Source organism: Hymenobacter daeguensis (assembly GCF_054780555.1).
Genome location: NZ_BAAGWC010000038.1, coordinates 1 through 19659 on the forward strand (window position 1 = coordinate 1; position 19659 = coordinate 19659).

The 19659-nt window shown below is 64.5% G+C and carries 18 protein-coding genes; 13 read left to right on the forward strand and 5 right to left on the reverse strand.

Features of this window, described 5'->3' with window-relative positions:
* Both ACYVHT_RS21840 and ACYVHT_RS21845 read right to left on the reverse strand, forming a co-directional pair.
* Nucleotides 1-356: biotin/lipoyl-containing protein (locus ACYVHT_RS21840; RefSeq protein WP_460557249.1), on the reverse strand; the 356-nt coding region annotated here is incomplete at its 3' end.
* 258 nt (nt 357-614) lie between these two features.
* Nucleotides 615-1235 carry a histidine phosphatase family protein gene (locus tag ACYVHT_RS21845; protein WP_460557251.1) on the reverse strand — a complete coding sequence of 207 codons (621 nt, stop codon included), beginning with the start codon at nt 1233-1235 and terminating at the stop codon, nt 615-617.
* Between the two features lie 176 nt (nt 1236-1411).
* Here ACYVHT_RS21845 and ACYVHT_RS21850 point away from each other — a divergent pair, with 176 nt between their 5' ends.
* The 4 genes from ACYVHT_RS21850 (at nt 1412) to menB (ending at nt 5825) form a co-directional block, all read left to right on the forward strand.
* Nucleotides 1412-1846, forward strand: a complete 435-nt coding sequence (locus ACYVHT_RS21850; RefSeq protein WP_460557253.1) for a hotdog family protein — start codon at nt 1412-1414, stop codon at nt 1844-1846.
* On the forward strand, nt 1847-3085 hold the full coding sequence (locus ACYVHT_RS21855; protein ID WP_460557255.1) for a chorismate-binding protein: 1239 nt from the start codon (nt 1847-1849) through the stop codon (nt 3083-3085).
* Nucleotides 3086-3155: 70 nt separating this feature from the next.
* On the forward strand, nt 3156-4862 hold the full coding sequence (menD, locus tag ACYVHT_RS21860; RefSeq protein ID WP_460557257.1) for a 2-succinyl-5-enolpyruvyl-6-hydroxy-3-cyclohexene-1-carboxylic-acid synthase: 1707 nt from the start codon (nt 3156-3158) through the stop codon (nt 4860-4862).
* A gap of 138 nt (nt 4863-5000) precedes the next feature.
* Nucleotides 5001-5825 carry a 1,4-dihydroxy-2-naphthoyl-CoA synthase gene (gene menB, locus ACYVHT_RS21865; protein ID WP_460557259.1) on the forward strand — a complete coding sequence of 275 codons (825 nt, stop codon included), beginning with the start codon at nt 5001-5003 and terminating at the stop codon, nt 5823-5825.
* 98 nt (nt 5826-5923) lie between these two features.
* On the opposite strand, the gene ACYVHT_RS21870 is transcribed toward menB, so the two are convergent.
* On the reverse strand, nt 5924-6124 hold the full coding sequence (locus tag ACYVHT_RS21870) for a hypothetical protein (protein ID WP_460557261.1): 201 nt from the start codon (nt 6122-6124) through the stop codon (nt 5924-5926).
* Between the two features lie 121 nt (nt 6125-6245).
* On the opposite strand from ACYVHT_RS21870, the gene ACYVHT_RS21875 reads away from it, so the two are divergent.
* From ACYVHT_RS21875 to ACYVHT_RS21895, 5 genes are all read left to right on the forward strand, one after another.
* On the forward strand, nt 6246-7358 hold the full coding sequence (locus ACYVHT_RS21875) for an acyl-CoA synthetase family protein (protein ID WP_460557263.1): 1113 nt from the start codon (nt 6246-6248) through the stop codon (nt 7356-7358).
* Between the two features lie 208 nt (nt 7359-7566).
* Nucleotides 7567-9621, forward strand: coding sequence for a M49 family metallopeptidase (locus ACYVHT_RS21880; RefSeq protein ID WP_460557265.1), 2055 nt, complete (start codon nt 7567-7569; stop codon nt 9619-9621).
* A gap of 200 nt (nt 9622-9821) precedes the next feature.
* Nucleotides 9822-10631: a DUF481 domain-containing protein gene (locus ACYVHT_RS21885; protein ID WP_460557267.1), complete on the forward strand. Its 810-nt coding sequence runs from the start codon at nt 9822-9824 to the stop codon at nt 10629-10631.
* Between the two features lie 116 nt (nt 10632-10747).
* On the forward strand, nt 10748-12415 hold the full coding sequence (locus tag ACYVHT_RS21890) for a S1C family serine protease (RefSeq protein ID WP_460557269.1): 1668 nt from the start codon (nt 10748-10750) through the stop codon (nt 12413-12415).
* A gap of 175 nt (nt 12416-12590) precedes the next feature.
* A complete protein-coding gene (locus ACYVHT_RS21895; RefSeq protein ID WP_460557271.1) occupies nt 12591-14240 on the forward strand; it encodes a S1C family serine protease in 1650 nt (549 codons plus the stop codon).
* Between the two features lie 114 nt (nt 14241-14354).
* Here ACYVHT_RS21895 and ACYVHT_RS21900 read toward each other — a convergent pair whose 3' ends face one another.
* Both ACYVHT_RS21900 and ACYVHT_RS21905 read right to left on the reverse strand, forming a co-directional pair.
* Nucleotides 14355-15047 (reverse strand): hypothetical protein, encoded by a 693-nt coding sequence (locus tag ACYVHT_RS21900; protein ID WP_460557273.1) that lies wholly within the window; start codon nt 15045-15047, stop codon nt 14355-14357.
* 74 nt (nt 15048-15121) lie between these two features.
* The gene (locus ACYVHT_RS21905; RefSeq protein ID WP_460557275.1) at nt 15122-16570 is read right to left on the reverse strand and encodes a TlpA family protein disulfide reductase; all 1449 of its coding nucleotides are present in this window, start codon (nt 16568-16570) and stop codon (nt 15122-15124) included.
* A gap of 180 nt (nt 16571-16750) precedes the next feature.
* On the opposite strand from ACYVHT_RS21905, the gene ACYVHT_RS21910 reads away from it, so the two are divergent.
* The 4 genes from ACYVHT_RS21910 to ACYVHT_RS21925 are packed head-to-tail and all read left to right on the forward strand — an operon-like array spanning nt 16751 to nt 19653.
* Nucleotides 16751-17191 carry an ABA4-like family protein gene (locus tag ACYVHT_RS21910; protein ID WP_460557277.1) on the forward strand — a complete coding sequence of 147 codons (441 nt, stop codon included), beginning with the start codon at nt 16751-16753 and terminating at the stop codon, nt 17189-17191.
* 20 nt (nt 17192-17211) lie between these two features.
* Entirely contained in the window at nt 17212-17697 is a 486-nt protein-coding gene (locus ACYVHT_RS21915) for an anthrone oxygenase family protein (RefSeq protein WP_460557279.1), read from the forward strand.
* Nucleotides 17698-17717: 20 nt separating this feature from the next.
* The gene (locus ACYVHT_RS21920) at nt 17718-18575 is read left to right on the forward strand and encodes a hypothetical protein (RefSeq protein ID WP_460557281.1); all 858 of its coding nucleotides are present in this window, start codon (nt 17718-17720) and stop codon (nt 18573-18575) included.
* A 49-nt stretch (nt 18576-18624) separates the two neighbouring features.
* The gene (locus tag ACYVHT_RS21925) at nt 18625-19653 is read left to right on the forward strand and encodes a sensor histidine kinase (protein WP_460557283.1); all 1029 of its coding nucleotides are present in this window, start codon (nt 18625-18627) and stop codon (nt 19651-19653) included.
* The last annotated feature ends 6 nt before the right edge of the window (nt 19654-19659 follow it).

The following is a 19659-nucleotide window of genomic DNA, read 5'->3' on the forward strand; positions in this document are numbered from 1 at the left end:
GCAGCGGCGGGCGCTTTCGGCGCTTCGGCGGCGGGCGCGGGAGCCGGTGCGGGAGCAGCGGCCGGCGCCGGAGCAGCACCGCCGCTCTGGCCGCTGAGCAGGCCGGAAATGTCTTCGCCTTCCTTGCCTACAATGGCCAGAATGCCATCAACCGGCACGGAGTCTTTCTCTTTCGGCCCGATGTAGAGCAGGGTGCCGTCTTCGTAATTCTCCAGCTCCATGGTGGCTTTGTCGGTTTCGACTTCGGCCAGGATGTCCCCGGATTTAACTTTATCACCCACTTTTTTGAGCCAGGCCGCGATGGTCCCTTCGGTCATCGTGTCGCTCATTTTGGGCATTTTTATGATTTCGGCCATCGGATATAGAAGCGCTAGAGTTGAGAAGGCCAAAATTAGCCGGAAAAGTTGGCGGGGGCAATGTTATTATGGGGAGAATGTAAGGACTTGCTTACAATAAGGAGGCGAGTTGTCGGCGCTGGGTTGTAAGTACGGTCATGCTGAGCGCAGCCGAAGCATCTCGCTCGCCTCGTTGAACGATTGGATTTACTACCCCACGCAAGGTGCTTCGGCTACGCTCAGCAGGACGTTCGTGGGTAGTCCTCGGCTCCTCAAAAATCAGCCTGCCGCCTGCAAATGTGCCACGTCCAGGAAGTTCCTGATGGTGAACACCGAGCCGGTGTACTCCAGCTTATACAGGCATAAGTTGCTGTGTTCGAAGCCTTCCATGCAGCTGAGCGGGTAGTTGAGCAGCTGGCAGAGCATGACGCGCATGGCCCGGCCGTGCATGCAGATGAGGACGGTTTGCTCGTCTTCGCGGGCTTTGAGCAGCTCGATGAAGGGGCGCTGACGGGCGGCTACTTCCTCGGGGCTTTCGCCGCCGGTGAGGCGGGCATGGGTGTCGCCGGCCACCCAGCCGGCCAGCACGGCGCGGTATTCGGCATCTTCCTCCATGGTAATGCGGGTACCCTCGCGCACGCCCCAGCTGATTTCGTTGAGGCCGGCGTGGGCTTCGTGGGGCAGGCCGAGGTCGAGGAACTGCTGCACCGACTCGTGGGTGCGGCGCAGGGCCGAGGTATAGATTTTATCGAACGGGATGTGGCCGTAGGCGGCGAAAAACTGCGCGGCCTGGCGGCGGCCGGTATCGTTCAGGCTCGAATCGACGCCGCTGCCCTGCACGATGCCGCGCACGTTGAAATCGGTCTGGCCGTGGCGCAGGAGAAAGATGGTCCGGGGCATGACGTTGCGTGGTAGTTTTGCGTAACAATCCGTCAACAATCCCTCAAAGTACGGGGTTTGGCTTTTAGTGGTTAACGGTTAATGGTAATTGGCTAGTGGTTTGCGCGGCATACGCTTGAGCCAAACGCTGTCTTTTCACCATTCACCACTAGTCACTAACCGTTTACCACTACTACATGACTCTGGAAGAAGTAAACCGCTGGACGGCCTCCCGCCCCACCCTGGCCGATGCCCTCGGCATGGAAATTACCGAAGTGCACGCCGACTACCTTGAAGGCCGCATGCCCGTGGATGGCCGCACCCACCAGCCCATGGGCCTGCTGCACGGCGGGGCCTCGGTGGCGCTGGCCGAAACGCTGGGCAGCATTGCCGCCACCCTGCGCGTGGACCGCACCAAACAAGCCTGCGTGGGCCTGGAAATCAATGCCAACCACCTCAAAGGCGTGCGCGACGGCTGGGTGCGCGGCCGGGCCACGCCGGTGCACATCGGCCGGAGCACGCAGGTATGGGAAATCCGGATTTCGCACGAGGAAACCGGTGCGCTGGTCTGCATCAGCCGCATTACCATGGCCGTGATTGACCTGCCGGCCTCCGGCGCTAAAGCCGTTTAGATGCAGCCAACGCACCTTCGGCAGCTGCCCTGGCCGGCCGGGGCGGCTGCGCCTGATGCTTCGGCCCGGCTGCGCCACCTGGTGGCGGGGGCGCTGCGCACCGGCCGGCCGCTGGCCCTCTGGCGCGAGCCCGGCCACGAGCACCCGCGCCTGCTGGTGGCCCGCTCCCTCGAAGCCAGCTACACCGGCCTGCCGCCCGCCCTCGACGACCAGGCCCCGGCCGGGTTCGCCTTCTTCCCCTTCCGCGACTCCGACCACAACCCGGCCCTGTTTCTGCCCGCCGATGTGCAGTACGACCCCGCCCGGCCCGAAACGGTGGCCGTGGCGCCGGCTGCCCGCGAGCTGGTGCCCGGCCTCACGGCCTGGCTGACCATGCCGCCGCTGGCCGAGCTGGCCTGGCACCACAGCACCCACCCGGTGCCCCACACCGCCACCGAGGCCGAGTACACCGCGCTGGTCCGCACCGGCGTGGCCGCCATTGCCGGCAAATCGGTGGTGAAGGTGGTGAGTTCGCGGGCGGCGCGGCGGCCGTTGCCGGGGGGGTTCGACCCGCTGGTGGCTTTTGCCGAGCTGAGCGAGAAGTACCCGCGCGCCTTTGTGTCGCTGGTGAGTGTGCCGGGCGTGGGCACCTGGCTGGGGGCCACGCCGGAAGTGCTGGCCGAAGTCACGGCCGATGGGCAGTTTCACACCATTGCGCTGGCGGGCACGCAGCCGCTCAAGCCGGGCCTGCTGCCGCAGGATGCCATCTGGCGGCAGAAGGAGATTGAGGAGCAGGCGCTGGTGGCGCGCTACATCGTGAGCTGTTTCAAGCAGCTGCGCCTGCGCGAATACCACGAAACCGGCCCGCGCACCGTGGCGGCCGGCCAGCTGCTGCACCTGCGCACCGATTTCGAAGTCGACCTCAAAAACACGCCGCAGGCCGCCACGCTGGGCACCGACATGCTGCGCCTGCTGCACCCCACCTCGGCCGTGGGCGGCATGCCCAAAGTGCCGGCCCTGGCCTTTTTGCAGCAGCACGAGGGCTACGACCGCGCCTACTACAGCGGCTTTCTCGGCCCGGTGAACGTGGTCGCGCCCGGCATCTCGCGCCTCTTCGTGAACCTGCGCTGCCTGCAGGTGCGCGCCACCGAAGCCATTCTCTACGCCGGCACCGGCCTCACCATCGACTCGGACCCCGCCCGGGAGTGGCAGGAAACCGTCATGAAGATGGAAACCGTAGGCGCGATTATACATGAATAAAGGAGCGTCCTGCTTCGGCTGCGCTTAGCGGACCGCTCCTTTCATCTACTTGAATTCCGAAAACCCGCTCATGCAAGCCGTTTATAATATCGCTGAAATCTGTGCCCGCCACGGCATTACCGACGTGGTGCTGTCGCCCGGCTCCCGCTCCGCGCCGCTCACGCTGGCCTTCGCCCGCCACCCCGACCTCACGGTGCGCGTGGTGCCCGACGAGCGGGCCGCCGCCTTCATCGGACTGGGCATCGCGCAGGCGCAGCGGCGGGCGGTGGCGCTGGTGTGCACCTCGGGCACGGCCGGCCTGAACTATGCGCCGGCCGTGGCCGAAGCCTTTTTCCAGCAAATCCCGCTGGTGATTTTTACCGCCGACCGGCCGCCGGAGTGGATTGACCAGCTCGACGGGCAGACCATCCGGCAGCGCAACCTCTACGGCGCGCACGCCAAGGGCGCGTTTGAGTTTCCCGTTGATACCGCGCACGCCGATGCTAAGTGGCATTCGGCGCGCATCGTGAATGAGGCCATCAACCTGGCGCAGGCCGCGCCCGCCGGGCCGGTGCAGGTGAACGTGCCGCTGCGCGAGCCGTTTTATCCGAAGGCCGGGGAGGAAATTCGGTACGAGCAGGAGGTGAAGATTGTGCACGAGCATACTTCCAACGCAACGCTGGCACCGGCCGAAATCCTGGATTTGCGGCAGCAGCTGCGTAGCGTCGGCAAGGTGGTGGTAGTTGCTGGTCAGCAGGCCGATAGCCCCGGCCTGCTGGCGGCGCTTGATGCGTTTGCCCGAGCCCGGCAGGTGCCGGTGGTGGGTGATGTTATCGCCAACGTGGGCGAAGTGGCAGATGCCCGGCTGCAGGACGTTTTTCTGGCGGGGCTCGGCAAGGAGGCCAGGTCGACGCTGAAGCCCGATTTGCTTATCACCTTCGGGCAGTCGCTCATCTCCAAAAGCCTGAAGCTGTTTTTGCGCGACGCGGCCCCGGCGCAGCACTGGCATCTGCAGGCCACCGGCGACGCGGCCGATACCTTTCGCTCGCTGACGCGGGTGGTGCGGGTGGCGCCAGCGGTATTCTTTCAGCAGCTTTCGGAAAGCACAACCCTGGGCGAAGTACCTGAACACACGGTTGCCTGGCAGCAGGCCGATGCTCAAGCCACCGCGTTTCTGGGTCGTTTTTTCACAGACGCAGCGCAGCCGTTCAACGAATTTTCAGCCTTCCGCCACGCCCTGGCGGCGCTGCCCGAAACCACCGCCCTGCACCTGGCCAACAGCATGGCCGTGCGCTACGCCAATATCCTGGGCATCCCGCAGGGCCGGCAGATTGAGGTTTTCGCCAACCGGGGCACCAGCGGCATCGATGGCTGCAACTCCACGGCCGTGGGGGCGGCGCTGGCCCAACCGGAGCGGCCGGTGGTGCTGCTGACCGGCGACGTGGCGTTTTTCTACGACCGCAACGCCTTCTGGCACAACTACCCCGTGCCCAACCTGCGGGTGGTGCTGTTCAACAACCACGGCGGCGGCATCTTCCGCCTCATCGACGGGCCGCGCCAGCAGCCGGAGCTGGACGAGTTTTTTGAGACGCGCCAGCTGCTCACGGCCGAGAACACGGCGCGCGATTTTGGGCTACGCTACCTGCCGGTTTCGTCGTTCGCCGAACTGGAAGCCGCGCTGCCGGTTTTCTTTGCAGCCGAAACCGGCGCGGCCATTCTGGAAGTCTTCACCGACTCGAAGACCAACGCGGCGTTTTTTGAGCAGTACCGGGCGGCGGTGAAACAAGCCTTTGCATAAATAATTAATTGAACGTCATGCAGAGCGCAGCGAAGCATCTCTACCTCGATACTAACTCAGTCGATTAAATTACTATCGAGGTAAAGATGCTTCGCTGCGCTCTGCATGACGGGCTGATACATTCAAACAACTTTCCCTATGTCAGAACCCATTGAGTGGACCCCGATTAAGGAGTTCAAAGAAATTCTCTTCTCGCAGTTTGGCGGCATCGCCAAAATCAGCATCAACCGGCCACAGGTGCACAACGCTTTCACGCCGCTCACGGTGCAGGAAATGATTGATGCCATGCGCATCTGCCAGGACCGCACCGACATTGGCGTCATCATCCTCACCGGCGAGGGCGGCCGGGCCTTCTGCTCGGGCGGCGACCAGAGCGTGCGCGGCCACGGCGGCTACGTGGGCGAGGACACCGTGCCCCGCCTCAACGTGCTGGAACTGCAGAAAATCATCCGCTCCATTCCCAAGCCCGTGGTGGCCATGGTGGCCGGCTGGGCCATTGGCGGCGGCCACGTGCTGCACGTGGTGTGCGACCTGACCGTGGCGGCCGACAATGCCCGCTTCGGCCAGACCGGCCCCAACGTGGGCTCGTTCGACGGCGGCTTCGGGGCGAGCTACCTAGCGCGCATCGTGGGCCAGAAAAAAGCCCGCGAAATCTGGTACCTCTGCGACCAGTACGACGCCCAGGAAGCCCGCGAAATGGGCCTGGTAAACAAAGTGGTGCCGCTCGACAAGCTGGAAGAAACCACCGTGGCCTGGTGCCAGAAGATTCTGCAAAAGAGCCCGCTGGCGCTGCGCATGCTCAAATCGAGCTTCAATGCTGAGCTCGACGGGCAGGCCGGCATTCAGGAGCTGGCCGGCAACGCCACGCTGCTCTACTACCTCAGCGACGAGGCCAAGGAAGGCCGCAACGCCTACATGGAGAAGCGCCAGCCGGACTTCTCGAAGTTTCCGAAATTCCCGTAAGCACTGCTTTAGTGTTAGCGTAAAAGCGCGTCCGGCTGCCCAAGCGAGTGGCAACCGGACGCGCTTTTTTTATAAAAAGCTTACGTAAAACGGCGTTGCTAATAGCTGAACCCCAACGCGTGCAGACAGGCGCACCAGCTGAAAAAATAGCGCCGTCCTTCCTGCTTGCGCTGCTTTTTGATGGCTTTGGCGCGGGCCTTGATTTCGGCGGCGGTGAAGCTGGATGTTTTGGCCGGCGCAGCGGCGGGGGGAGCAACAGCCGGCTCTCCGGCAACGAACGGAAGTGCGTGGGAATTCATGGCTGGGCAGGGATGGTGTGGAGTAATAATACGAAATTTCTAGCTGGAAGTCAACAGGCAATGGCGCCGCCGGCCAGCCTGAGCTAAAACGCCCGATGCGACCGGCACGTAGTTTTGCGGCATGACGCCTACCACCCTGCCCACCTCCCTCCTGCTCAACGGCCGCGAATACGCCTACGCCGCCATTCAGCAATACCCCGCCCATATTGCCGAGCCGCTGAACGGCTACGAAGCCAGGGTGCTGGACTTCGTGCGGCAGTGGCTGACCGGCACGCAGGAATTCACCCTCACCACGTCGGGCAGCACGGGCACGCCTTCGGCCATCACCCTGCGGCGGCGGCAGCTGGAAGCCTCGGCCCGGCGCACGGCCGACTTCTTCGACCTGGGGCCCGGCGACCGGGCGCTGGTCTGCCTCAACTGCGAGTACATCGGCGGGCTGATGATGCTGGTGCGCGGGCTGGAACGCAACCTGCACCTGACCATTGTGGAGCCGCACGCCGACCCGTTTGCCTACGTGGCCGAGGATGCCGAATTCGACTTTTCGGCCTTCGTGCCGCTGCAGCTGAAAATGGTGCTGACGGCCGGCCACGCCGACCGGCTCAATAAAATGAGGTCGCTGCTGGTGGGCGGCGCCCCGGCCGATGCCTCGCTGACGCAGGAATTGCAGCCGCTGACCACCGCCGTGTGGCTGACGTATGGCATGACCGAAACCTGCTCGCACGTAGCGCTGCGGCGGCTCAATGGCCCGCAGGCCACCGGCAGCTTCCGGGTGCTGCCGGGCATTGCGGCGGGGCAGGACGCGCGCGGCTGCCTCACGCTGCGCGGCGACGTGACCGACGACGCGCTCATCGTGACCAACGACGTGGTGCACCTGCTCGACGCGCACACCTTCGAGTGGCTGGGCCGGGCCGATTTCATCATCAACTCCGGCGGGGTGAAGGTGCCGGCCGAGAAAGTGGAGCTGGTGCTGGACGTGGCCCTGGCCGAAATCGGGCAGTCGCGCCGCTGCTTCGTGGCCGGGCAGCCCGATGCGCGCCTGGGCCAGGCCGTGACGGCTTTTATTGAAGGCAAGGCGCTTTCTGATGAGCAGGAGCGGCAGCTGAAAAGCCTGCTGGCCGAGCGCCTGGGCCGCTACGAGCAGCCGAAGCAGCTGGTGTATGTGCCCGAGTTTCAAACCACGGCCACCGGCAAGCTGAACCGGGCGGCCACGCTGCGCGGGCCGGGGCCGGCCTAGCTGCCGGTTGGTGCCGAAGAAGTTTCTCGTTCGGCCGAGCGGAGTCGAAGCATCTCTACCATCTCGTTGTAACAGCATTGATTACTTCCGAGGTAGTAGAGATGCTTCGACTCCGCTCAGCATGACGTAGGGGTCAGCGCTGCATAGCGCGCAAGGAGCAGCATTGCCGGGTTTTGTAGCTTTACGGCTTCACCCACCCCTCTTTCTAATGAAGCGAACCGTTTATTCGTTGATTCTGGCGGCCTTGCTGACCAGCCCGGCCGCCCACGCCCAAACGCCCACCCCCGCCAAATTTCAGGTTGCCACCGAGCAGTTTGCCGACCTGCGCATGCTGCGCTACCAGGTGCCGGGCTTTGCGCAGCTGAGCGCCCGGCAGAAGGAAATGCTCTACTACCTGTCGGAAGCCGCGCTGAGCGGGCGCGACATCGTGTACGACCAGAACTACAAGCACAACCTGCGCGTGCGCCGCACCCTGGAAGCCATTTGGGCGGCCAACCAGCAGCAGCTGAAAGGCGGCCAAAAGGCCGAAGCCGAGAAGCTGAACGTGTACGCCAAGCGGGTGTGGTTTTCGAACGGCATTCACCACCACTACTCCACGCGCAAGTTTGTGCCCGAATGCACGGCCGCGTACTTCGCCAAGCTGGTACGCGGCGTGGATGCGAAGACCTTGCCACTGGAAAAAGGCGAAACCGTGGACAAGTTTATTGCCTTCCTCACGCCCATCATCTTCGACCCCAACGTGGCCCCGAAGCAGGTGAACCAAGTGGCCGGCCAGGACCTGCTGGCCACTTCGGCCACCAACTTCTACGAGGGCGTGACGCAGGCCGAAGCAGAGGCGTTCTACGCCAAGATGATTGATAAAAACGACGCGAAGGCCATTTCCTACGGCCTGAACTCGAAGCTAATCAAGAACCAGAGCGGGCAGCTGGAAGAGCGCACCTGGAGCGCTCAGGGCATGTATGGCCCGGCCATCAGGCGCATGGTGGGCTGGCTGCAAAAGGCCGCCGCGCTGGCCGAAAACCCCGAGCAGAAGGATGCGCTCACCAAGCTCATCAGCTACTACCAGACCGGCAGCCTCAAAACCTGGGACGACTACAACATTGCCTGGGTGAAGGACACAAAGTCAGCCATTGACGTGGTGAACGGCTTTATTGAGGTGTACGACGACCCGCTGGGCTACCGCGCCACCTACGAATCGGTGGTGAGCTTCCGCGACGAGGAGGCCACCAAGCGCATCAAGGCCATCGGCGACCAGGCCCAGTGGTTCGAGGACAACTCGCCCATAATGGACCAGCACAAGAAGAAAAACGTGGTGGGCATCACGGCCAAAGTCATTACCGTGGTAATGGAGGCCGGCGACGCGGCCCCGAGCACGCCCATCGGCATCAACCTGCCCAACGCCACCTGGATTCGGAAGGAATACGGCTCGAAATCGGTGAACCTGGGCAACATCGTGGAAGCCTACGACCTGGCCAGCGCCAGCTCGGGCGCGCTCACCGAGTTTGCTTTCGACCCCGCCGAAGTGGCCCGCGTGCGCCAGTACGGCGCGCTGGCCGGCAAGCTGCACACCGACATGCACGAGGTCATCGGCCACGCTTCGGGCCAGATAAACGCCGGCGTGGGCACCACCAAGGAAACCCTGAAAAGCTACGCCTCGGCCCTGGAAGAAGGCCGTGCCGACCTCGTGGCCCTCTACTACCTGCCCGATGCCAAGCTGCAGGCGCTGGGCGTGGCGCCTTCGGCCGACGTGGCCAAGGCCGAGTACGACAGCTACCTGCGCGGCGGCCTCATCACCCAGCTCACCCGCCTGCAGCCCGGCGAAACCGTGGAGGAAGCCCACATGCGCAACCGCCAGATGATTTCGAAGTGGGTGCTCGAAAAAGGCAAGGCCGACAACGTGGTGGAAATGGTGAAGCGCGACGGCAAAACCTACGTGCACATCAACGACTACACCAAGCTGCGCGCCCTGTTTGGCCAGCTGCTGCGCGAGGTGCAGCGCATCACGAGCGAAGGCGACTACGCGGCCGGCAAAGCCCTCATCGAAACCTACGGCGTGCAGGTGGACCCGGACCTGCACCGCGAGGTGCTGGCCCGCTACCAGAAGCTCCACATCGCGCCCTACCAGGGCTTTATCCAGCCCAGGCTGGTGCCGGTGATGAGCGGCGGCAAAATCACCGACGTGCGGGTGGAATACCCCACCGACTTTGCCCAGCAGATGCTGGACTTCGGCAAAAAGTATTCGTTTCTGCCGGACTATAACTAGGAAGCCGCGACGCGGGTAGTGACGCAAACCCGTGCGTCTCCGCCTCGTGCCGGCTTGATGTATTTGCGGCCGGTTGTTCTGCCCGAACAACCGGCCGCGTTGTTTTGGGCTCGCCGCCCGCCCACGTTACCGCTTTGTAGTGAACGATTTCGGTTTCCTTTTCAAATTTCCGGTCCTTCGGCTGGTCGTCGTGGCCTTGCATGGCCGGCCCGTGGCGCAGCGCCCGCGCCCAAAACGACTCTACCGCCACGGCCCCGCCCGATACGACGGTGGTGAACAGCGCGGGCAGCTTTACGCCGCCGCCGGCCGGGCTGCCCTCGGCCGAGTTTGAAACCTACAACGTGGACGGCAGCGGCGTGCGCTACACGGCGGCCATCACCGGCCTCTACACCACCGGCACGGTGGAGCGGGTGTATTTCAGCACCAGCCACACGGGCGGGTTTGCGGTGAAGCACTGGCAGTTTCCGGCGGCTTTCAACTACAGCTACGGCCGGCAGGACGGGGCCCTGCGCGAGCGGGAGCTGCTGGTGCTCACCACGCCCGACTACCGCCTGGGCAAGTGGAAGTTTTACGCGCTAGGCGAGTTCGAAACCAGCAACCTGCGCGCCATCACGCGGCGGCTGGTGGCGGGCGGCGGCGTGGGCTACCAAATCTATTCCGATACGCTGAGCAACGAGGTGGCGCTGAGCACTTTTTTGCTCAGCGAGCAAACCGACTACAACACCGAGCCGCTGCTGCTGCGCCGCGTGGTGCGCAACTCCACGCGCCTCAAGCTGCGGGCCAGCCTCGGGGTGGTCAGCTTCTCGGAGATGCTGTTCTACCAGCCCAGCCTGAAAGACCCCGGCGGCGACTACCGCCTGAACAGTGCCAGCGTGCTGGCCATCAAGCTCTACAAGCACCTGGCCCTGAACCTGGCCTACACGTTTTCCTACGAAAGCGTGGTGGTGCAAAACCGCAGCCCGGCCAACGCCACGCTGTCGGTCGGCTTTGCCTACAGCACGGGAAAATAAAGACTAGGTATAGGAGATATTTGGTAGTATTATTGACCCGAATTTGCGAAAATCCGCTCTTTTCGGACAGCATTTACCATTCCTCTTTTTTCCTTCCTTTATCCCGGTTTGCGTTAATGAAAAAACCCTTTACTCCTATTGTCAGCGGCCTGCTACTGGGCTCGCTGCTTCTGCAAAACTGTGCCACCATCATCAGCACGCCCTCGCAAACCGTGCGGGTGGTGGGCCAGCCCGAGGGCAGCAAGTTCTTCATCAACGACACCGAGGTGAAAGCCAAGCCCATTGCGGGCGTGCCCGGCGGCGTGACGCTGCGCGTGAAGCGCAAAAAGAACTCCGAAATCAAGGTGAAGCACGAAGGCTACAAGGACTATTCCGAGCTGCTGTACCCCGACAAAAACAACGGCACCGTGTGGCTGAACTGGCTGCCCGTCATGGGCTGGATGGGCGCGGGCCTGACCGACCCGGACAGCGAAACCGGCGCAGACAAGGGCCTGGACAAAGTGCCCGGCATCGGCTACGGCTGGCTGGTGGGCATTGGCGGCTGGCTGATTGACAACGGCACCGGGGCCAACAAGCGCCTGAACAAGAAGGAAGTGCAGACGACGCTCATTCGCCTGCCCGCGGCGGTGGCCGGCGGCCAGTCGGTGCAGAGCGGGCCCGTCAACATCCGCATCAAGGGCGGCGACAAGCTGGGCAATTTCTTCATCAAGAAGGAGCCCAGCGAAATTCTGTACTTCGGCAAAACCCTGGATTTTGACGCCGAGCACCTGAAAAGCAGTGTAAACACCGTGCTCAAAGACCTGGGCTACGCAGTGCCCGCCAGCGAAGGCCACAGCGTGTTCTCCACTGGCTCCAGCTCGCGCTACACGGTGCAGGGCGAGATGCGCGACATCAAATACGATGTGCACGCCTCGCACCAGTACGAGTACCGCGCCCGCTACGAAACCCACTGCAACGTGGAAGTGACCTGGAAACTGGTGAACCAGAACCGCCAGGCCGTATTCGAGCAGAAGACCACCGGCAAGTCCATCAAGTTTGAGAAAGGCGGCAGCGCAGCCTTCGAAGACGCATTTGAGAATTCGCTCTACGCCTTCCTCGACAACAAAGAGGTGGCGAGCGCGCTGGCCAAGCCGGCCCCCGGCACCGGCCCGGCCGCCGCCAAGGCCGCCGACAACGATAAGCTGACCCCTATTCAGATTCACCGGGCGGCCCTGCCCAAAACGGCGCCCGATAACGGCATTTCGCTGGCCGCCAAGTCGGTGGTGACCGTGCTGACCGGCGACGGGCACGGCAGCGGCTGCATCATCTCGGGCGATGGCTACATCGTCACCAACGCCCACGTGGTGGGCGAGGAAGAAAGCGTGAAGGTACTGCTGGCCGATGGCCTGGAAGTGAAAGGCAAGGTGGTGCGCGTGAACCCCGACATGGACCTGGCCCTCATCAAGGTGGACACCGACGGGCTGAACGCCTTCCAGCTGCCGAGCGCCAACGCGGCCGAAATCGGGGCCGACGTGTTTGCCATCGGCACGCCGGCCGACAAGGAGCTGGGCCAGAGCATCAGCAAGGGCATCATCAGCGGCCGGCGCAAGATTGACGGCCACGCGCTGCTGCAAACCGACGTGAGCATCAACGGCGGCAACAGCGGCGGGGCCCTGGTCGGCCGCTCGGGCCAGCTGCTGGGCATCGTCAACGCCAAGCTCGTGGGCCGCGGCATCGAGGGCATCGGCTTCGCCATTCCCGCCGAGCAGGTCAGCGAGGCCCTGCAGCTCAAGTTCATCGACTGATACCCGGCCCAGGACACGCCGGCGGAACAAAGCCGAAGCCCTGCTGCCTCCAGGTGAGTAACTCCTTGCGACGGCGGTAGCGGGGCTTCGATGCTGCGCCGCCTGGCATTTTTGAGGCCGGGCGGGCGGGCCCGCTCCACTTTTCCTTTCCCTTTCTTATTACCCCGGATTTTTTATGACCAGAACCGCTACCAACCTGGTGAGTGGTGCCCTGCTGAGCGCCTTGCTGCTGCAAAGCTGCGCCACCATCATCAGCTCGCCGAAGCAGAGCCTGCGGGTGGTGGGCCAGCCCGACGGCAGCACTTTCTACGTCAACGACAAGGAAATCAAGGCCAAGCCCGTGGCGGGCAAGCCCGGCACCGTGACGCTGCGCCTGCCCCGCAGCAAAAACACGGAAGTAAAGGTGAAGCACGAGGGCTACAAGGAATACTCCGAGGTGGTGTATCCCGACGGCCAGAATCCGGCCACCTACCTCAACTACATTCCGGTGGCGGGCACGCTCTATGGCCTGGCGAAGGGCATTCAGGTGGTTGACGGCGAATCCAACGTGAGCCCGGTCACGACGTATGGCTGGGCGGCGGGCCTGTCAGGACTGGGCATCGACTACCTGACCGGCTCCCTCTACCGCCTCAACAAAACCGAGCTGAAACCCAGCATGGTGCGCGTGCCCAAGGCCGTGGCCGGCAGCCAAACAGTGCAGTGCGCCCTGATAAACGTGCGCCTCAAGGGCGGCGACAAGATGGGCAATGTCAGCGTGGCCAAGGAAACGCAGGAAATCCTGTACTTCGGCAAGTCGCTGGACGTGGATGCCGAGCACCTGAAAGCGGACGTGAACGCCAGCCTGAAAGACCTGGGATTCAGCGTGCCCACTGCGGAAGGCCGCAGCGTGTTCTCGACGGGCAGCAGCTCGCGCTACACCCTGCAGGGCGAGATGCACGACGTGAAATACGACATTCTGGCCAACAGCAAATACGAGGCAGTGGCGCGCTACGAAACCCACTGCACGGTAGAAGTGACCTGGAAGCTGGTGAACCAGAACCGCAAAACGGTATTTGAGCAGAAGACCTCCGGCACCAGCGTGAAGTTTGAGAACGGCGGCAGCGCGGCGTTTGAAGACGCCTTCGAAAACGCCCTGTTTGCCTTCATGGGCAACAGCGAAGTGACCACGGCCCTGGCCAAACCCGCGGATGGCGCCGCCGCCACTGCCGCCGACGACAATAAGCTGGAATCCATCGTCATGCACCGGGGCACTGCCGCCAGGCCGGCTGCCGACAACGGCGTGAGCACGGCCGCCAAAAGCGTGGTCATTGTGGAAACGAGCGACGGGCACGGCAGCGGCTGCATCATCTCGGGCGATGGCTACATCGTGACCAACGCCCACGTGGTGGGCGAAGAGGAAACCGTGAAGGTGCTGCTGGCCGACGGCCTGGAGCTGAAAGGCAAGGTGGTGCGCGTGAACCCCGACATGGACCTGGCGCTGGTGAAAATTGAGTCCGATGGCCTCACCGCCTTCCAGCTGCCGAGCACCAGCACGGCCGAAATCGGGGCCGACGTGTTCGCCATCGGCACGCCGGCCGACAAGGAGCTGGGCCAGAGCATCAGCAAGGGCATCATCAGCGGCCGGCGCAGGATTGACGGCCACGCGCTGCTGCAAACCGACGTGAGCATCAACGGCGGCAACAGCGGCGGGGCCCTGGTCGGCCGCTCGGGCCAATTGCTGGGCATTGTGAATGCCAAGCTCGTGGGCCGCGGCATCGAGGGCATCGGCTTCGCCATTCCCGCCGAGCAGGTCAGCGAGGCCCTGCAGCTCAAGTTCATCGACTAACGCAGGCCGGAAGCGCTGCTTCCGGTTTACACAACAGCCTTCAGCTCAGCCAAAACGGCCGGCTACTCCTCGGGAGCGGCCGGCCGTTTTGGCTGAGCTGAAGGCTGTTGCGGGCTAGCGGACGTTGGTTTGGGTGAACAGGGGTTCCTTTTCCTTCCACACCTTCATCAGCTCGCCCAGAAACAGGTTGGCCCGCAGGTAGAACACGGGGCCGTTCAGCTCCTTCTGAATGGCGCCGGGCACGAACACCGGCTGCCGCCAGCCGGCCCCGGTGCCCACGCCCCCCCACCGAAACACGCGGTACTGCGCCGCCAGCGCCGGTTCTACCACGCCCATAAACTCGCGGGGCGTTTTGTCGAGGTCGCCGTCGTCGGCTTCGTACAGCACATACACCGAGCCCAGGCCCAGCTGCAGGTTACCGCTGAGCTCCCAGCGGCGGTTTTCGAGCAGCACGTAGCCCGCATAAGCGGCCAGGTAGCGGAAGCGCAGCTCGGCATCGGCATCCTCGGCGGCATTGTCGGGCGCGGCCTGGCGGGTGGGCACGCCGGTACTGAGGAAATAAATGGCCGCCCCGGTCCGAAACCGGCTCTTGAACTCAATGCCGAGCTTCAGGCCATTGATGGTGGTGAGGTGGTGGTTGATGATGGAATAGCGCGAGTCGTACTGCACCACAAACCGGTTGCGCGGCAGCCGCGGAATGGCCGGCCGGCCCCGCGTCGAGTCGCGGGGCACATGCGAATATCCCTGGCCCCATCCCGCTACCGACCACAGCATTAAACCACCCAACAAAAAGCGAAACAACGACATACGCGCCAAATACGTGGAAACAGAACTGCGGTTGGCAGCCGCAGCTGGCATATAACCGGGCCAGGGGCCTGTGGTTATCGGACCAGCGCGGCGCTGATGGCGGCCACGGCGGCAGCGCCGTCGCTGGGGCGCGGGGCGCTGCGGGTGATGATGCGGCCATCGCGCCCGATGAGCCAGTAGGTGGGGTAGCCCTGCACCTGGTAGCGGTTGGCGGTGTCGTCGCCCTCGGGGCTGCGCAGGTGGATGCTGGCGGGGCTGGTGAGGTGCTGGGCGGCCAGCACCTGCTGCCATTTCTCGGTTTTGTCGCCCACCGAAATGTAGACAAAGGCCACGTCGCGGCCTTCGAACTGCTTCTTCAATTCGTTGCTGGCGGGCATTTCCTGCATGCAGGGCTTGCACCAGGTGCCCCAGAAATCGAGATACACCACCTTGCCGCGCAGGTCCTGCAGCGACACTTGCTTGCCCTCGCTGCTCAGCAATGAAAAGGCCGGCGCGGGCATTCCCACCTTCACGGCCAGCTGCCGGCCGATGAGGCCGCGCAGGTCGCGGGCCATGGTGGAGTCGTGGTTGTGGGTGCGGAAAGTGGGATAAGCGGCCAGCACGCCATCAAGGTCCGAGTCGAGCTTCCAGCTGTAGAGCTGGTACATGGCCCGGTCGAGGGCGGCCGTGCTGGGACCGAAATCGGCCTGGGCCTGAGCGTAGTGGCGGCGGGCCTCGGCGGGGTCGGTGCTCAGCGTTCCGTCGGGTGCCAGGCGGTTGCTGTAGGCGTTCAGAAACCACATCAGTGCGCCGTTGCCGTCGGCCCCCCGGTCCATTTTCACATAGCCGTCGAGCTGCTTCAGGGGCAGCTGAGCCAGAAAATCAAAATAAGTGGCCGGTAGTTCCGCGGGGGATTTCACGATATGGCGACGGTAGGCCGGGTATTCCAATAATTTACGCCCCCACTTCAGGTCGATATCGAGCACTTTGCTGCGCTGAAAATCGGCCGGCAGCCGGTGTTCCTTGGCGTATGCCGCCAGAAAGGCCTGCTGCTGCGCCCGGAACTGCCCGGCGGCCTGCAGGAGCTGCTCGGCCGTGAGGGTGGGCGTGAACTCGGGGCGCGGCGCATCGCCGGCCGGGCCAAACTCGAATTTCCACAGCGACTGGGCCAGGTAGTTGCTGGCAGCGGCCCCGCGCCCGGTGTATTTCAGCGTTTCGTCGAATCTGGGGAAATCAAGCGTCATGCGCACGTCGTCGCCCGGCGCGAGGTAGAGGCTGGTGTGCTGGCCGCCATACGAAAACGCGATTGGGGTGCCGCCCAGCAAATCCGGCACCGTCATTTTGAAATCGCCGGTGGGGCTGAGCAGCGCGCGCACCCGCTGGTGGTAAATATGCCCGTGGTATTCGAGCCGCACCGAGTCGCCGGCCGGCGCGTGGTCGAGGTGGCCGCTGAGCACGGCGGTGGTGGGCGGTGCGGGTACAGCAGCCGGCAGCAGGCGCAGTGCGGTGCTTAGGGCAAGCGCCGCGGGTAGGGAAAGCAGCATGAAGAAGGGGTGGAATGAACGTTAGGGTTGGCAAGGTAGGAGCCTGGCCCTCGGCAATTGGTTGCTTCACCCCGCCTGGCCCGCCGCCTGGCCCGCCCGATTGGCCGCTTCGCCCCGGTTGCGCTGGTGCCCGGAGCCGGTAAAACGTAAGTTTGAGCCAGTTATTACCACCCTGCCGCCATGCTCACGCCCGACGTTCTATTCAAAATTGCCAACCCCGTGGCCCTGCTCGGCTGGGCGCTGCTTGTGCTGGCCCCGCGCTGGCGCGGCACCCGCGCCGTGGTGCTGAGCGGTGCGTTGCCCCTGCTGCTGGCCGCCGCCTACGCCGCGCTCATCACCACGCACTACCTGGGGGCGCACGGCGGCGAGGGCGGTTTCGGCTCATTGGCCGAAGTGGCAGCGCTGTTCCGCGACCCGTGGGCGCTGCTGGCGGGCTGGGTGCACTACCTCTGCTTCGATATGTGGACGGGGGCCTGGGAGCTGCGCGATGCCCAGCGGCGCGGCGTGCCGCACGGGCTGCTGGTGCCCTGCCTGGGGCTCACGTTTCTGTTTGGGCCGGTGGGGCTGCTGCTGTACTTCGGCGTGCGGCAATTCTATCCGACCAGCGCTACTGCCAACTGATTTACTGCCCCTTCAAACCGATGCGCTTCTTTTCGGAAATTATGCTGTGGCTGCTGGTCCTGAACCTGGGCGTGGCCTTTGGGGCGGGGCTCTACGAAACCCGCATTGTGCTGCCGCAGTGGTTCAGCCATGCGGCCGGGGGCTACCAGGTAAACAGCGCCGCCATGCGGGCCACCGACACCGGCCGCCGGTTCTGGGGCCTGGCCACCACCCTGCCGCTCACCCTGCTTACGCTGGCCAGCCTCTGGCTGGCGTGGCACGCCCCGGCACCCCGCCACAGCTGGTGGCTGGCCGCTGCGCTGCTCACGCTGCTGGAAAGAATGGGCACGTTTGGCTTCTTCATCCCCACGGCCATCAGGCTGATGAACGAGCAAGGGCTGCCTCCCGCCAAAGCCAACCGCCTGATAAGCTGGTGGCAGCGGCTGAACTACGCCCGCATCCTGCTCACGCTCCTGGCCTGGCTGGCCGCGCTCAGGGCGCTTTCGCTTGCGTCTTCCATCGGCTAGCAAACCATTTCACCTGACCCATGAAAACTGCCCTGCTCTCCACGCCGCTTGTTGCGCCGGCCGCGCCGGCCGAGTCCTTTTTTCCGTCGGTGGCCACGGCGCTGCGCGTGCTGCACCGCGTGAACCCGCTGCTCTCCTGGACGGGCTGGCTGAACGTGGCCCTGGCCGCGCTGGCCCTGGTGCTGCTGCTCCTCGACCACCGCCTGGTAACCGGCGCGCCGGTCTGGCTGAAGCCCCTGAAGTTCTCGCTCTCCATCCTGCTTTTTGCCTGGACGCTGGGCTGGCTCCTGGCCGATTTGCCCCTGGCGGCGCAGCGGGCCGTGCACTACATCAGCTGGGGCGTGGCCGTGAGCATGGTGGTGGAGCAGGGAGTAATTTTTGTGCAGGCGGCGCGCGGCACCACCTCGCACTACAACGCCAGCTCCGCCCTCAACGGCTTCCTGTTTGGCCTGATGGGCATTTTCATCCTGGTGAATACCCTCATGACCGTGTGGGCGCTCTACCTGGTGTGGCGGCATCCGCTGCACGGGCCGGTGGGCTACGTGTGGGGCGTGCGCCTGGGGCTGGGGCTGTTTCTGGCGGGCAGCGTGCTGGGCGGCATGATGATTCATAACCTGCAGCACACCGTGGGCGCGCCCGATGGCGGCCCCGGCCTGCCCGGCCTGGGCTGGAGCACCCGCGCCGGCGACCTCCGCATCGCCCATTTTCTGGGCATGCACGCCCTGCAGGCGCTGCCGCTGCTGGGCTGGGCCCTGAGCAGCTGGGCGCCGCGCCGGGCCGTGCCGCTCACCTGGGCAGGGGCCGCGCTGTATGCCGCCGCCGTGGGCGGGCTGTTTGCCCTGGCCCTGGCCGGGCGGCCGCTGTGGGCCGCGCACTAGCCGCGTGCGCCTACTTTTGCCAGCCCGCTCTGCCACGCTTCGCCGCCCAATGCCAGCCCTCAACGACCGCCGCTTTCTGCTCTGGGGCATTCCGCTGCTGAGCCTGCTGATTGCCGGGGCCAACCTGTCCGGCGGCGCCTACAGCCGCTGGCCGCTGGTGCTCACGCACTGGGCCGTCTCGCTCTATTTCACCACAGGGTATTGGGTGGTTACCCGGCAGCTGTGGCTGAGCCTGCTGCGCCGCTTCCCGCGCCCCGAGCAAACGCCCCGCCGCCTCTGGCTGCTGGCCGGCGCGGCCGTGCTGGCCACTTCCGCCGCCACCGTGGCCCTCACCCTGCCGCTGCACGGGCTGCTGCCCCGGTTCTTCCCCCTGACGCCCGACGCCCTGCTGCAGGAGGCGCGTTTCAGCCTGGTGCCCACGGTAGCGGTGCTCACGCTCTACGAGGCTATGTATTTTTTTGAGCAGTGGAAGGACAACCTGCACCGGGCCGAGCAGCTGGCCCGCACCCAGACCCAGGCCCGGCTCGATGCCCTGCAAAGCCAGCTCGACCCGCATTTTCTGTTCAATAACCTGAACACGCTGTCGGCTTTGATTGAGCCCGACAATGCCCCCGCCCAGCAGTTTGTGGAGCAGTTGGCCGATGTGTACCGCTACGTGCTGCTGGCCCAGGGCCAGGCCACCGTGCCGCTGGCCGAGGAGATGGCCTTCATCGAAACCTACCTGGCGCTGCACAAGGCGCGGTTTCGCAGCAATCTGGTGGTCGAAATCGACGTGCCGGCCGCCGCGCTGGCCCGCCGGGTGGCCCCGCTCAGCGTGCAGCTGCTGGTAGAAAACGCGCTGAAGCACAACGAAGCCTCGCGCCAGCACCCGCTGCACCTGCGCCTGTGGGCGGCGGCCGAAGCGCCGGAGTTTCTGCTGGTCGAAAACGCCCGGCGGCCCCGCACGGCCGGCCTCACGCCCGGCACCGGCACGGGCCTGGCCAACGTGCGCCAGCGCTACCTCCTGCTAAACCCGGCCCGGCCCGTCGAAATTGCGGCGGGCGCGGGCAAATTTGCGGTAAAACTGCCGCTGCTCTAACCGCGT

Excerpts from the sequence above, each read along its gene's own strand:
- ACYVHT_RS21845 (WP_460557251.1), bottom strand. The coding sequence starts at position 1,235 with ATGCCCCGGACCATCTTTCTCCTGCGCCACGGCCAGACCGATTTCAAC.
- ACYVHT_RS21850 (WP_460557253.1), top strand. The coding sequence starts at position 1,412 with ATGACTCTGGAAGAAGTAAACCGCTGGACGGCCTCCCGCCCCACCCTG.
- ACYVHT_RS21855 (WP_460557255.1), top strand. The coding sequence starts at position 1,847 with ATGCAGCCAACGCACCTTCGGCAGCTGCCCTGGCCGGCCGGGGCGGCT.
- menD (WP_460557257.1), top strand. The coding sequence starts at position 3,156 with ATGCAAGCCGTTTATAATATCGCTGAAATCTGTGCCCGCCACGGCATT.
- menB (WP_460557259.1), top strand. The coding sequence starts at position 5,001 with ATGTCAGAACCCATTGAGTGGACCCCGATTAAGGAGTTCAAAGAAATT.
- ACYVHT_RS21870 (WP_460557261.1), bottom strand. The coding sequence starts at position 6,124 with ATGAATTCCCACGCACTTCCGTTCGTTGCCGGAGAGCCGGCTGTTGCT.
- ACYVHT_RS21875 (WP_460557263.1), top strand. The coding sequence starts at position 6,246 with ATGACGCCTACCACCCTGCCCACCTCCCTCCTGCTCAACGGCCGCGAA.
- ACYVHT_RS21880 (WP_460557265.1), top strand. The coding sequence starts at position 7,567 with ATGAAGCGAACCGTTTATTCGTTGATTCTGGCGGCCTTGCTGACCAGC.
- ACYVHT_RS21885 (WP_460557267.1), top strand. The coding sequence starts at position 9,822 with ATGGCCGGCCCGTGGCGCAGCGCCCGCGCCCAAAACGACTCTACCGCC.
- ACYVHT_RS21890 (WP_460557269.1), top strand. The coding sequence starts at position 10,748 with ATGAAAAAACCCTTTACTCCTATTGTCAGCGGCCTGCTACTGGGCTCG.
- ACYVHT_RS21895 (WP_460557271.1), top strand. The coding sequence starts at position 12,591 with ATGACCAGAACCGCTACCAACCTGGTGAGTGGTGCCCTGCTGAGCGCC.
- ACYVHT_RS21900 (WP_460557273.1), bottom strand. The coding sequence starts at position 15,047 with ATGTCGTTGTTTCGCTTTTTGTTGGGTGGTTTAATGCTGTGGTCGGTA.
- ACYVHT_RS21905 (WP_460557275.1), bottom strand. The coding sequence starts at position 16,570 with ATGCTGCTTTCCCTACCCGCGGCGCTTGCCCTAAGCACCGCACTGCGC.
- ACYVHT_RS21910 (WP_460557277.1), top strand. The coding sequence starts at position 16,751 with ATGCTCACGCCCGACGTTCTATTCAAAATTGCCAACCCCGTGGCCCTG.
- ACYVHT_RS21915 (WP_460557279.1), top strand. The coding sequence starts at position 17,212 with ATGCGCTTCTTTTCGGAAATTATGCTGTGGCTGCTGGTCCTGAACCTG.
- ACYVHT_RS21920 (WP_460557281.1), top strand. The coding sequence starts at position 17,718 with ATGAAAACTGCCCTGCTCTCCACGCCGCTTGTTGCGCCGGCCGCGCCG.
- ACYVHT_RS21925 (WP_460557283.1), top strand. The coding sequence starts at position 18,625 with ATGCCAGCCCTCAACGACCGCCGCTTTCTGCTCTGGGGCATTCCGCTG.